Below are 12,923 nucleotides of genomic sequence, written 5' to 3'. Positions count from 1 at the left end.
ATGGAACAACTCAATACCGAGCCGTTAACTAACGACAACGAAAGGTCATCCGCACTTTCAACAAGGGAAGCCATAGCCACTGTAACCGCCAAGGGCGAGAACAAGATTTTTACCGTCGACAATGTGGTGCAGCAAAATCTCCCTAACCTCAACGGCAAGCCTTGGCTCGCCAAACCCACCAAAGCCATGCTGCGCTATCTGCTGAACGAAAAGCAGTGCAACGATATTGCTCAGCAGTTCTCCTATCTGCAGGGAGTCGATTTTGTCGAACAGGTGCTCGCCAGTTTTGACTTTAGCTTTACCGTGCCCGCCAATGAAATCGAAAATATTCCCAGCGAAGGCCGAGTGGTGATTTTTGCCAATCATCCAATAGGCTCCCTCGACGGTCTTGCCCTGATTAAGCTCATCAGTGAAATCCGCCCTGATCTTAAGGTCGTCGCCAACGAGCTACTGATGGCCATCACACCGCTGCATTCGATTTTACTGCCCGTGCGTAATATGACAGGCGGCACACCCAAACAGTATTTAGACAAGATCCACCAGCATCTTCGCAGCGAAGGGGCGGTGCTGATTTTCCCCTCGGGTGAAGTCTCTCGATTACGCCCAAATGGAGTGCGTGATACCCAGTGGCATTCGGGCTTTTTGCGGCTGGCAATTTCCTGCAACGCGCCGCTGCTGCCCATTTACTTAGATGCCAAAAACTCCGTGGCTTTCTATGGGGCATCGATGATTTACAAGCCCTTAGCGACGCTACTGCTGGTCAAGGAAATGTTTAAGCAGGCCAAGCGCAATATGCCGGTTCGCATCGGTGAGCTTATCCCCCATGAAGCCGTGCGCGGTATGGATTTCCCCCTTAAAACAAAGGTGAAGCTGCTCAAGAATCACCTGTATCGAATTGGTAAAAACAAGAAGCCCCTGTTTGTTACCCAAAATGCCATCGCTCATCCCGAGCCTCGCCGTGAGCTGCAATCCGCACTACAACAATGTGAGCTGCTTGGCCAGACACAAGACAATATGCTGATTTACCTGTATCAGCACAGGGATAGTAATCCCATCATGCGAGAGATTGGCCGTCTTCGGGAAATCGCCTTTCGCGCCGTTGGCGAAGGCAGTGGCAAGCGCCGCGATATCGATAAATATGACTCCTATTACCATCACTTAGTGCTTTGGGATAAGCAACAGATGGAAATCGTTGGCGCCTATCGCTTTGCGAGCGGAGAGCAGGTATTAAGCCAATATGGCGCCAATAGCCTTTATAGTCAGTCGTTATTCCAGTTTAGTGATGGGTTTATCCCCTATGTGCGCCAAGGACTAGAATTAGGTCGCAGTTTTGTGCAGCCCAAATATTGGGGTAAACGCAGCTTAGATTACCTCTGGTTTGGCATTGGTGCTTTTTTAGCAAAACACCCTGAGTATCGCTATCTGTTTGGCCCAGTATCCATCAGCAATCAATTGCCCGGCAATGCCCGCGAATTACTCGTGCATTTTTACAGCAGAGAGTTTGCCACCGAGCACTCCATGGCGACCGCTATGTCGCCCTTTGGCTTGCCTGCAGAGCGCTGTAGCATGCTTGATAGCCACTACGTCACGGGCGATTATCAGACAAACTTCAAGCAGCTTAAGCAGCTGCTGGCCAGTATGGACGCAGCTGTGCCGACGCTTTATAAACAATATGGCGAGCTTTGTAAGCCTGGTGGGGTGAAATTTCTCGCCTTCGGTATCGACGCCGACTTTGGCGACTGTATCGATGGCCTAGTGCTTGTCGATACAAAACGACTCAAGGGCAAAAAATACCAGCGCTATATCGGTGCCCATTTACCTGAAAACGCGCGTTTAGTGATTGCCGATGAAGATGGGGAAGATGCCTAGTCCTTTCGATGTCAACCTGTCGTTGCGAGTAGCAAAATAAATAGCCCTCTGTTATAAGTATCTGTAATAATTTGTATTACAGATACTTCTTTGAGGTGATTCCCTATGCCAATCACTATTGCCGATATCATGTCTACCCGAGTCGTCACAGTGGATATGGACGATAGATTAACGGTTGCCAAGGAGATCTTTGAACAGGTGAAATTTCATCATTTGCTCGTTATGGAAGACAAGCAGCTTGCGGGGATTTTGTCCGAGCGCGATTTGCTAAGGGCGATTAGCCCACATATTGGAACAAACGCCGAGACTGCTAAGGATATAGATACCCTTCACAAAAGAATGCATCAGGTGATGACCCGCCATCCCATTACGGCATCCCCACAAACCCGTTTAGACGAGGCCTCACGTCAGTTGCTCGAGCACAATATCGGCTGCTTGCCTGTACTAGAAAATGGGCAGTTAAAAGGCATTGTGACTTGGAAGGATTTACTACGCGCCTACTGTGATACGCGATAAAAGCAAAGATAACCGTGGGTAAATAAAAACGCGAGAGCCAATTAGCCCTCGCGTTTTTATTTATTAAAGATAGGGTTAAGGGTAAATTAAATCGCCCAGCCGCCCATATAGAAAGCCACTAATCCTAAGGTAATGGCCAGTACACCGACTTTAAGTTGACGCCATTCACCACTAACGATGCGACCCACAACTAAGGTCACAAAGCCCAGCATAATGCCAGTCACAATGTTACAGCTTAGGATGATGAACACCGCGCAGGTTAATCCTGCCATGGCATCGACCTTATCGTTAAAATCGAGTTTTGCCACATTGCTTAACATCAATAAGCCAACGTACATCAGGGCTGGCGCCGTCGCATAGGCTGGCACTAAGTAGCTTAATGGCGCGAGGAACACCATCAGCAAAAACAGTAAGCCAACAATAGTTGCCGTTAAACCGGTTTTACCACCCGCTGCGGTACCTGCAGCAGATTCGATATATACGGCTGCTGGCGCGCCGCCGACAACACCTGCAAACATGCTGCTGACCGAATCGGACGTTAATGCTTTACCGCCACCGACGATATTGTCTTGCTTGTCGAGTAAATTAGCCTGTCCAGCGACCGCGCGGATAGTGCCTGTGGCATCAAAAATCGCCGTCATTACCAGCGCAAGCACAATGGGCAGCACAACAGGGTTGAAAGCGCCCATCACATCGAGCTGACCAATCAACGAATGCTCTGAGGTAAAGTCTGGTAAGGCGAAGAAGCCTTGGAATTTCACGCTTGGGTCAAACACGAGACCAAATACCGACAGCGCCACGATCACCAGCAGAATACCACCTGGCACGCCGCGACGCTCAAGGCCGATAGTCGCCGCTAACCCAACAATTGTAGCAATCACAGGTAGGCTGTTAATGTCGCCTAATTTCACTGGCAGCCCTGCATTATTAGCCACAATTAACTGTACGCTGTTGGTGGCAATAAGCAGTAAAAACAGACCGATACCAATACCAGTACCGTGGGCAATCCCCTTTGGCAGGTTGGTTAGTACCCATTGGCGAATGCCTGTTACGCTCACCAATGTAAACGTCACGCCCATCAAGAAGATGGCGCCTAAGGCGACTGGAATCGACATTCCTTGACCTAACACTAGGCTATAAGCGGTAAAGGCGGTCAATGAAATCGCACACCCAATGGCCATTGGCAGATTGGCCCACAGTCCCATTAACAGAGAACCGAAGGCGGCGATTAAACAGGTCGCGATAAACACGGCGCCAGTGTCAAATCCCGCTTGACCTAACATATTAGGCACCACGATCACTGAATACACCATGGCGAGGAAAGTGGTTAGGCCCGCAATCACCTCTTGGCGAACTGTGCTACCACGTTGTTGAATAGAAAAGTAACGGTCCAAGAACGAACCTTGGGCTACGGCGGTTGAACTTACTTGCTCAGACATATCTTGTTATACCTTGTGATCTCTTAATATCGGGTCAATACCATGGACTTAAGTCCATTGGTGACACTGGCTGCGGCAGATTAGAGCCCCAAGTCCACAGGCAAAATCCAAGGATAGATCCCAAGAAAGCATCAAGGTTTGGGTGAGAGATCCACATCATTTTCCTGCGGCAGGAAAAATCAATGATCTGCGAGCGGTAACGCTTTGCCTAGTCGAATATGCTTCAACTTGGCAGACGCAGCCGTTGTTGGCCGCGGATGATACTGTAAATGCCGTCAGATAGCTAAGATCTTCCCTGCAAATTGGTAAATAATGAGTGAATAAAATCGAAATCTGTTGTTTAAAAAACAGCACCAATACAGCATAAATCTCTGCAGTCGATCACAGAAAATACGCTAACCGTATGCCAGTAAATAAAATTTTAACGATGGGAGGAGATTAACCTTACCCCCTCAAAGTGGTACCTACCACAACGAGACCAGTTAACCGTCCGATTCACCAACGCGGTGTTGCCCTGCATCTTCACAGGGAAAATTGCATTATGTCAGCAAAACGGCACAACTAATCTGCAACTTAACAAGTAAATTGCAGCAAAACTTGCTGATTTTACAGTCACATCAATATGACTTATGCTTAGTTGTATCTTAAGGGATGAGTGCTTACTGACCATGACGCAAGCAGAATGCAATATTGACGACAGACGCAAATTTTCACGGATATTATTCGCGGCAACAGCCTCACTGCAACAGGGTGAGCACCACTGGCAAACCACTTTACTCGATCTGTGCCTCAATGGTGCTTTAGTTGAAGTCCCCGCTAATTTTAACGGCAGCAATGACCCTATCACCCTTACCTTTACCCTACCTGGTTCGGATATTGAACTGCATATGGACACCCAAGTCGTACACCATCGCAACGGTCAATTCGGGCTTCAATGCCATGCTATCGATGTTGAAAGCATTAGCCACCTAAAGCGCATTGTAGAACTTAATTTAGGTGACGCCTCCTTACTCCACCGTGAGTTTGGGCAATTTATCGAGCAGCATTCGATAGCCGAATAACGTAAGTAAAAAACAGCGCCTTAGGCGCTGTTTTTTTCTATGGGTTTGGATGCTAAAGATAAGACTGCGACTTGCAGTTAAAGTGCCTCAAGGGCTTCAGAGAGTTTAGACACGCCTATAATCTCCATCCCGACAGGCGGCTTTTTCGGCACATTCGCTTTGGGCACAATCGCGCGTTTAAAGCCGTGTTTTGCCGCCTCAACTAAACGCTCCTGCCCATTAGGCACAGGACGAATTTCACCTGATAGGCCCACTTCACCGAAGGCCACGAGATCGCTTGGCAGAATATCGCCCCTAAAGCTAGATACCATCGCCAATAGCAGGGTTAAATCAGCACTGGTTTCGGTGACCTTCACCCCACCGACCACATTCACAAACACATCTTGATCCGACATCTGTAGCCCGCCATGGCGATGCATTACCGCCAGTAACATGGCCAAACGGTTCGCATCCATCCCCACGGCAACGCGGCGAGGATTCGACATCGCGGAGTTATCCACCAGCACCTGCAGTTCGACCAGTAAAGGGCGAGTGCCCTCCCAAACCACCATCACCAATGAGCCAGAGGATTCCTCCTCACCACGGGATAAGAATATCGCCGATGGGTTCGCCACCTCTTTGAGGCCGCGCTCAGTCATCGCAAATACACCCAGTTCGTTAATGGCACCGAAACGGTTCTTGTGGGAACGAAGGGTGCGATAACGGCTGTCGCTATCGCCTTCAAACATCACGGAGCAATCGATACAGTGCTCAAGTACCTTTGGCCCTGCTAAGCTGCCGTCTTTGGTGACGTGACCCACCATGATCACTGCAATGCCATTTTGTTTGGCAAAGCGGGTTAAAAAGGATGCCGATTCACGCACCTGCGACACACTGCCGGGGCTCGATGCCACATCACTCATGTGCATCACTTGAATCGAATCGACAACGATCACCTTAGGTAATTCCTTAAGGGCGATTTCGCAGATTTGCTCGACGCTGGTTTCAGACAACATGCGCAGTTTATTGGTTGGCAGCCCCAGTCTGTGGGCGCGCATCGCCACCTGTTGCAGCGATTCTTCCCCCGTCACATAGAGTGCGGGCATTTGCTCGGCTAGATAACAAAGTGTTTGCAGTAATAAAGTACTCTTACCTGCGCCAGGATGACCACCGATTAAGATGGCCGAACCTGGGACTATGCCCCCACCGAGTACCCTATCAAGCTCACCAAAATGACTGACGATTCTTGGTAGTGCATTTAAATCAATTTGATCTAGGGTTTTGACTTCACTACTGCCAGCGCCGGCGTAACCCGCAAATTTTGTCCCGCGGCCAGGGGATGCTGCGCCAAGGCGCACCTCAGTAATGGTATTCCACTCCTGACAGGCACTGCATTGGCCTTGCCAGCGGGGAAAATCCTGTCCACACTCATTGCAGACGTAAGCGGTTTTATTTTTTGCCATAACTTATTAAAATCTGTATAAAATAATTTAAGTAACACTCGATGCTGCCGACATAAGACTAACACAGCAGTAGGCAAAGTCAGCATTTCAAAAACTCCAGGATGAGTTTACATACCCGCAAATGAGTTTAGATAACCAAAGTGCACTGATAGAACAGCTAAAACCGCTACTCATGGAGCCAAACTTCCAGGAGATCTTTGCGCAGCTGACATCCAATGAAAATAACTCCACCCGTTTTCTGTTGAAAATGGAGCTAAATCGCCTCGCATCGCCCTGCACCCGCATCATTGACCTAAGGGATAAATCTGAATTGCCCTGCACTGAGGTCAAATTATCGCAGCAACGACATTTTCTCGATGAGCCCGCAAAGCACAGTCTTCAAGAAGCACTCTCGCTTTATCGTAACCAATATACCGTTGGGGTCTATGAGCACGTGCTCGCCTCACACCTTCAGCGCAAACAACAAATCCGCCAAGGCGTCACAACGACCGAGGTGAGTGAAGTAGAGCCTTTTATCGTCCCAGGCGTGGTGCTTGGCAGTTATTTTAATCGCGCAGAAGAACGGATGAATTACAGCATTCGTATTGCCATCTCCCAACCCGACAGGGGCGAATTAAGGGGGATAACGGTCGATCTCTCAATTGGCGGCGCGCGTATTCGAGTCAGCGCTAACCATGGGTTAGATTTCGACAAGCCACTCAAGGTCAAGTTGCTCGAATTAAGCGAAGAATTTTATTACCCCGATCTGCAACTTGGGGTCGATTACGAGATTGTCGACAGCCAATCCAATGGCGAATTTAGCTGGCTAAGGCTTAAACGACTTGGCGGTTCAGAAGCCCTTAGCGAGATGCTTGGCAATTTAATCCGCGGCTATAAAATGCGTTACAAACTCGATGTGAACGATGTCATAGTGACGGCTTCGGGCCTTGGGTTCGAGCGCCACTATCTACCGCATTTGCCGCAGCTGCCACTGTTTTTAAATCAGCAAACCAAATCGATAAGCCATATGCTGCTTAGTCGAGATAACCAACAAATTGTGCATTATTTTCAAGATGAAAATGATATTAGCCAATTACCAGGGATGCTCACACCGAGCCGATTAATCTCACTGGTTAAGCAACCGGAAAATCCAGATCACAGCCTGTTTTTCAGTTTTACCTTTAATGCCCAAGGAAGCTTACATTTCTATTCAGCGACCCTCGCTGAACTCAAGGCCAAGGGGCTGATGAACTTATTTTTGGGCTTTGCCTCAACTAAACCAAGTTGGCGCATCTTTAAATTAACGGCCGATAAAATCTTTCACGCTAAAGGCTATCGCCGTGCAACGCTCCCTGGTGATGACAGCAAATACAGTCAACTAGCGGAGCAGCAGCTTGCCCAGTTTAGCCACCTACTGCAATTGACCGATGTGACAAATGAAGATGCCAGAGCAAGCTACACCGCTTGGCAAGATGGCAGTAATGCCAACGCCCTCAAAGCCTTTGCACAACAAAAATTAACCGCGCATCAAATCAAGCCTGTCGGCATGCAGTTTAGCGAACGTAGGCAGGAGGCTCGTTTTGCCTTTAAAACTTTAGTCAGTGTGTCACAGGGTCCCATTAAAGCAAGCGGCATGAGTTTAGATATCTCAAGCAGGGGTATACAGCTTAACCTCGATAATCCAACGGAATTTACCTCTAACAAACCCTTAATGGTGAGTTTTCCAAAGCTACAAACGATTGCCGGTAAAACCCAATTAGACAATCTTCCCTATCGGCTAGTACGCACCCGTAAAAATGGCGTGACGATTCACTTAACCGCTGTGATGGGGCATACGCCCCATGTCGGAGTGGAGTTTTTAGATAAACTGATCAGCCACAACAAGGCCAAACTTGAACAACTTACCGAAAATAACGGCGAGGCAAAGGAAATTGCTGACGGCCTAAAGAATATTCTTATGCGCGAGCTGCATTCTGTACCTTTTTTTATCGAGAAAACCACTAAGTCGGCTCAGATAGCCTGTATTGGGGTCGGCACACAACGGGATGACGTAAGTGATATTTTTGCCGGGGGCTCATCCGACACGATGCAATATAATCTCGCCCCTTTGATGAATAATGGTTTCTTCAAACGCGAAATCCTCGACCCTATTCGGCAAATGAAGCCCCAACAGGATATGGATTTTGTTGAAGTGTTTATTCAGCTCACTCGCCAATCACGGGGCAAATTCCACTTAACATGTTGTCAGCAAAACGACATTGGTGACGATAAGGCCGTAGTAGCCTTTATCAAACAAAGTCAAAGCCTAGGGAAATTTATTGCCCTGCGTGTCTATCGCGGCGCGACTGAAAAACCCGATATCAACTATCTTCGCCGAGAACTTGAGTACATCAATCTTCACGCCAGCCACAGGGCAAAACAACTCGAGGAACAGCTTTGGCGCATTATCGGCGTGGGGGAATTATTAGATATCACCCAAGAAGTCGAGATACGCTATCCCGCGCTGCATAGCACGAGTGATTAATCTTCATCGCTAATGATGAGTGGTTAATCACTCAGCACCGACAGCTCAAAGCCTAAATACCAATCCCTAACCTGTGGAAAATGATCATCATTAGCATCTAAATGGGTGAGCATATCGGTATGGCCATAATCGTGTTTAAAGCCATTAGCCTTTGAAAGAACCGTGTATTTGATGTGCTTAAAACCACATTCACCAATCATATCCGCCACATCTTCAGGATGACCTAGCACAGTATCATTTTGCCCCGCAATAAACCAAGCGGGGGGCCAATTAGCTAACTTTGCCGCTTTGGCATAATCAAAACCATCGTCATGATCACGCCAATCTTCACTTTGCACCCAATCGATACACTGATTAAGCGAGCTTTTTGTTTCGTTATCCATGCCAAAACCAAACTTGGTCGCGGCAAGGTAACCTTGGCCGATTGCCATGCTGGGTGCTAAACGATTCCAAAATAGATCCACCATCAGCCATTTTTTGAAAGACTTAACCTTGATGGTGCGTTTAGAGCCAAAGGTCACCAGCGACTGGACACTGTGCTGCAACGCTTCATAGCGTGCTAAGGCACTTGCCATCAACACCCCGCCCCAGGAATGGGCACACCAGTGAACTTGTCTTGGCGGCATTTTCCCTTCACGCTCAGAGGCCTCTTTATGAAGATCCAAAATATATTGCTGAACCAGCGGCAGTTGCTCACGGATCACCTCACCCTGCCCTAAATTCATACTGCGGCTGATTTTAGGGAGACTTTGTCCTCTGCCTGCACTGTCGAGCACATAAACGACGAAACCCGCTTTAGCGAGAAAACAGGCTAGACCTCGTCCACTTTGACTGTAAAAAACACGGCCATTGGACATGGCGCCATGGAGCATCAAGATGGGGGTTCTAGCAAAGTTAGGTGCTGAAGGTAACAGCTGGCGCAGGTGTAACTGACCATCACGGTAAGGTAAAAATAGCGAAGATTGTGAGAAGGTTAACTGGGTCAAAATAAGCTACTGATAGTCCATTAAGTGCAACTAAACTACCAGTAAGCCTCCAAAAAACAATAGTCTTGGCGCTCATCCGTTGGCTTTTACACCAGCGTCGAGCTTTGTAACTTGCCTCAAACAGCTTAATAACGCAGTAAATATGGTAAGACCCTTAAATCTAAACGGCGAATACAAGCATCGGCGGCTGCGGCTAATTTAGGTTTGGCGTGGAAGGCAATACCAAAGTCAGCAGCCTTCACCATAGGGATATCATTGGCACCATCACCAATGGCAACGCGCTGTCCTGCTGGAATATTCCATTCATGGCTGCAACGATCAACCACATCGGCTTTAAACTGCGCATCCACCACTTTTCCCGTTACTTCACCCATTAAAAGCCCGTCATGAATCACCAGTTCATTAGCAAAGGCGGCATCAAGGTTCAGCAATTGCTTGAGATGGCCAACAAAGGGCGTAAAACCGCCAGATGCGACCACTAAACGCCATTGATGGGATTTAAGCTCACTCAGCATAGCCTCAAGGCCCGGCATGAGCGGTAAACCATCGCATAGGGTTTGAATAATCTTGGCATCCGCCCCCTTCAACTGGGCAACCCGTTGACGCAGGCTCTGCTCGAAATCAAGCTCCCCCTGCATGGCACGTTCGGTAATCGCCGCCACTTGCTCACCCACACCGGCCATGGCCGCGAGCTCATCAATACACTCAATTTGAATGGCGGTTGAATCCATATCCATCACGAGCAGTCCTGGTTCACTTAACCTAGGTAAAGCACCTTTAACGATATGAAGCTCGGCTAGTTCAAAGGGGAATGTTGAAAGTTGCTCGCTCGATGGTTCGACGGCAAAAGACAGCTCAATACAATGTAACGCCACCTGACGGCGGACAGGTGCGATAGCCACTGAAGATAAATTCACAGATTTGGCAAGGGAGACAATCCAGGCCGCTAATCTATTCTCAGCATTCAGGTCCTGATAAATGAGTCGAAATGAAAGCGCTGTATTAGCAGGCGCACCATGGGATTCTTGGTACAATTCAAAGCCAATGCCCTGATATTCCAAACGAGATGAAGGGCTAGCTGCCAGCCATAAAAACAGCGCATCTTGGTTCAAACTTTCCATAGGACTCGTATTCTCCAACTATCGGCCTCACTCAGAATCAATTATGATTAGGCAAGCGCTCTAACTATTAAGGGTCACAGTGTTCAATCTTAAAGGGCTCAAGAATAGCCATAAAATCAGTAGACTAATTCAAATCGCCATCGCCCTGACCTTGATGGTCGGTTTAGTGCAATTGTGGCAGACAAGCCTACTACAAGGTCAGCTGCTTCTAAAGTCCCAAACTCAAAAGATGGCCAGATTACTGGTGCAGCAAACTGCCTATAGCGCCGCCCCCGCCCTACAATTGCAGAACGATGAACAGCTACAATGGTTAGCTAGTGCACTGGTTGAAGATCCTAAGGTGATGTCGGCGGCGATTTTTAGCGATCAGGGCATGCGCCTTTCATTCGCGCAAAGCTTAACGAACGAAACAATCGAACCCGATTCAGAAGAGATGAATTTACTCCTCAGTAAATTCCCACCCTTTGTCGAGCCAGTGATTCAAGATGGTAAAAACCTTGGTTATGTCGAAGTGAGACTTGATACCAAACTGTTTTTTGATGAAATCAAAGAGGCCCATAAACTCAATATGGAGCAGCAACAAATTATGCTGCTGGTGGCAGGGTTAATCGGCATGCTGCTTTCCCGCGCAATGTCCTTTAAACGCGCAGACTTCGACCGTCGTAAAGCTCGGGCCAAACAGGCGCTTAAAGCACGGAAAAAAGCCGCCTCAGTCTCAGCTAAAACATCAGCAAACGCAGAGCAACCTACTGAGCTAACAGCTAACAGCACAGAAAATGCCAACCTAGATAAAACGGTAAATGAAGATACTAGGCAGAACAATCCTGCGACAATAGCCGTTAACAATAATGACGAGCTTGCCCAAGATGCTTTAGGCATTGAAGCAATTGGCAGTCAAATTCCTGCGAAAAAATCTCAAACCACAAAAACAACCGCTGCGCAGATAGCAAGTACAACCGTCACCCGTCGAGCACCTTCAGTTGGCACAGTTCCCTCAGTTGCTCCCACCACCGCGCCAAGCAAACCTCGAGTCAAAGCGGTGAGAAAGGAAAATCAAACCGCAAAAACGGTTAGCGATACCCTCCAGGTCAAAGCAACTAAAACGAGTGAACCTAGTGACTTAGATACGGATACTACGGGTTAGCAATCTTAATGCTAAAATAACGCAATAAAAAAGGTGCCACTCATAACGAGTGGCACCTTTTTATTAATGCTTTACTAACCTAATGAAAACTACAGCGTTACCACTGCATCTAAGGTCATAGTGATCATATCGTTGAAGGTGGTTTGACGCTCATCAGAAGTGGTTTTTTCACCAGTACGGATATGGTCAGAAACGGTTACTACGCATAACGCACGAGCACCAAACTCATGGGCAACACCGTATAAACCAGCGGCTTCCATTTCTACGCCTAACACGCCCATTTTTTCCATCACGTCGAACATTTGTGGATCTGGGGTGTAGAACAGATCAGCAGAGAATACGTTACCTACACGGATTTTAGTGCCAGCCGCTTTTGCTGAATCAATTACCGCACTCATCAGGTCGTAATCAGCAATCGCTGCGAAATCTTGACCTTTGAAACGTAGACGGTTTACTTGAGAATCGGTACATGCACCCATACCGATGATCACGTCACGGACTTTAACATCGCTGCTGATCGCACCACAGGTACCCACACGGATCAGGTTCTTCACGCCGTAGTCTTTGATTAACTCAGTAGCATAGATTGAGCATGAAGGAATACCCATGCCTGAACCCATAACTGAGACACGCTTACCTTTGTAAGTACCCGTAAAGCCAAGCATGTTACGCACGTCAGTCACTTGCTCAACGTTCTCAAGGAAGGTTTCAGCAATGTATTTTGCACGTAATGGATCCCCTGGGAACAGAACTGTCTCAGCGAATGCACCTTCTACTGCATTAATATGTGGTGTTGCCATCGAATTAACCCCTTTTAATTTTATCTAGACTTAAGTCTGAGT

General features: G+C 47.9%; 10 protein-coding genes. 5 read left to right on the top strand and 5 right to left on the bottom strand.

Going from position 1 to position 12,923, the window contains the following annotated elements; all coding sequences use genetic code 11:
• Both olsF and K0H61_RS04455 read left to right on the top strand, forming a co-directional pair.
• Nucleotides 1-1,869, top strand: coding sequence for a bifunctional ornithine lipid synthase OlsF (gene olsF / locus K0H61_RS04460; RefSeq protein WP_220051552.1), 1,869 nt, complete (start codon nucleotides 1-3; stop codon nucleotides 1,867-1,869).
• 105 nt (nucleotides 1,870-1,974) lie between these two features.
• Nucleotides 1,975-2,385: a CBS domain-containing protein gene (locus K0H61_RS04455; protein ID WP_220051551.1), complete on the top strand. Its 411-nt coding sequence runs from the start codon at nucleotides 1,975-1,977 to the stop codon at nucleotides 2,383-2,385.
• An 86-nt stretch (nucleotides 2,386-2,471) separates the two neighbouring features.
• Here the strand turns inward: K0H61_RS04455 and K0H61_RS04450 are convergent, their stop codons facing one another.
• Nucleotides 2,472-3,824 (bottom strand): NCS2 family permease, encoded by a 1,353-nt coding sequence (locus K0H61_RS04450; RefSeq protein WP_220051550.1) that lies wholly within the window; start codon nucleotides 3,822-3,824, stop codon nucleotides 2,472-2,474.
• Between the two features lie 689 nt (nucleotides 3,825-4,513).
• Between K0H61_RS04450 and K0H61_RS04445 the strand changes: the two genes are divergently transcribed.
• Entirely contained in the window at nucleotides 4,514-4,885 is a 372-nt protein-coding gene (locus tag K0H61_RS04445) for a PilZ domain-containing protein (RefSeq protein WP_220052469.1), read from the top strand.
• A gap of 77 nt (nucleotides 4,886-4,962) precedes the next feature.
• On the opposite strand, the gene radA is transcribed toward K0H61_RS04445, so the two are convergent.
• Entirely contained in the window at nucleotides 4,963-6,327 is a 1,365-nt protein-coding gene (gene radA / locus K0H61_RS04440; RefSeq protein ID WP_220051549.1) for a DNA repair protein RadA, read from the bottom strand.
• A gap of 121 nt (nucleotides 6,328-6,448) precedes the next feature.
• On the opposite strand from radA, the gene K0H61_RS04435 reads away from it, so the two are divergent.
• The gene (locus K0H61_RS04435; protein WP_220051548.1) at nucleotides 6,449-8,830 is read left to right on the top strand and encodes a PilZ domain-containing protein; all 2,382 of its coding nucleotides are present in this window, start codon (nucleotides 6,449-6,451) and stop codon (nucleotides 8,828-8,830) included.
• A 23-nt stretch (nucleotides 8,831-8,853) separates the two neighbouring features.
• Here the strand turns inward: K0H61_RS04435 and K0H61_RS04430 are convergent, their stop codons facing one another.
• Nucleotides 8,854-9,816 (bottom strand): alpha/beta fold hydrolase, encoded by a 963-nt coding sequence (locus tag K0H61_RS04430; RefSeq protein ID WP_258406003.1) that lies wholly within the window; start codon nucleotides 9,814-9,816, stop codon nucleotides 8,854-8,856.
• Between the two features lie 125 nt (nucleotides 9,817-9,941).
• Nucleotides 9,942-10,937 carry a phosphoserine phosphatase SerB gene (gene serB, locus K0H61_RS04425; RefSeq protein ID WP_220051547.1) on the bottom strand — a complete coding sequence of 332 codons (996 nt, stop codon included), beginning with the start codon at nucleotides 10,935-10,937 and terminating at the stop codon, nucleotides 9,942-9,944.
• A gap of 79 nt (nucleotides 10,938-11,016) precedes the next feature.
• On the opposite strand from serB, the gene K0H61_RS04420 reads away from it, so the two are divergent.
• A complete protein-coding gene (locus K0H61_RS04420) occupies nucleotides 11,017-12,081 on the top strand; it encodes a YtjB family periplasmic protein (RefSeq protein ID WP_220051546.1) in 1,065 nt (354 codons plus the stop codon).
• An 89-nt stretch (nucleotides 12,082-12,170) separates the two neighbouring features.
• On the opposite strand, the gene deoD is transcribed toward K0H61_RS04420, so the two are convergent.
• Nucleotides 12,171-12,881 (bottom strand): purine-nucleoside phosphorylase, encoded by a 711-nt coding sequence (deoD, locus tag K0H61_RS04415; RefSeq protein WP_220051545.1) that lies wholly within the window; start codon nucleotides 12,879-12,881, stop codon nucleotides 12,171-12,173.
• Between the last annotated feature and the right edge of the window lie 42 nt (nucleotides 12,882-12,923).

The sequence above is a fragment of the Shewanella acanthi genome, assembly GCF_019457475.1.
GTDB lineage: Bacteria > Pseudomonadota > Gammaproteobacteria > Enterobacterales > Shewanellaceae > Shewanella > Shewanella acanthi.
The sequence above is the reverse complement of the archived record's forward strand: the minus strand, read 5'-3'. Positions and strand labels throughout refer to the sequence as shown.

Bases quoted from the DNA above. Each gene is read 5' to 3' on its own strand.
- K0H61_RS04450 (WP_220051550.1), bottom strand. From the start codon at position 3,824: ATGTCTGAGCAAGTAAGTTCAACCGCCGTAGCCCAAGGTTCGTTCTTG.
- K0H61_RS04455 (WP_220051551.1), top strand. From the start codon at position 1,975: ATGCCAATCACTATTGCCGATATCATGTCTACCCGAGTCGTCACAGTG.
- olsF (WP_220051552.1), top strand. From the start codon at position 1: ATGGAACAACTCAATACCGAGCCGTTAACTAACGACAACGAAAGGTCA.
- K0H61_RS04435 (WP_220051548.1), top strand. From the start codon at position 6,449: ATGAGTTTAGATAACCAAAGTGCACTGATAGAACAGCTAAAACCGCTA.
- serB (WP_220051547.1), bottom strand. From the start codon at position 10,937: ATGGAAAGTTTGAACCAAGATGCGCTGTTTTTATGGCTGGCAGCTAGC.
- deoD (WP_220051545.1), bottom strand. From the start codon at position 12,881: ATGGCAACACCACATATTAATGCAGTAGAAGGTGCATTCGCTGAGACA.
- radA (WP_220051549.1), bottom strand. From the start codon at position 6,327: ATGGCAAAAAATAAAACCGCTTACGTCTGCAATGAGTGTGGACAGGAT.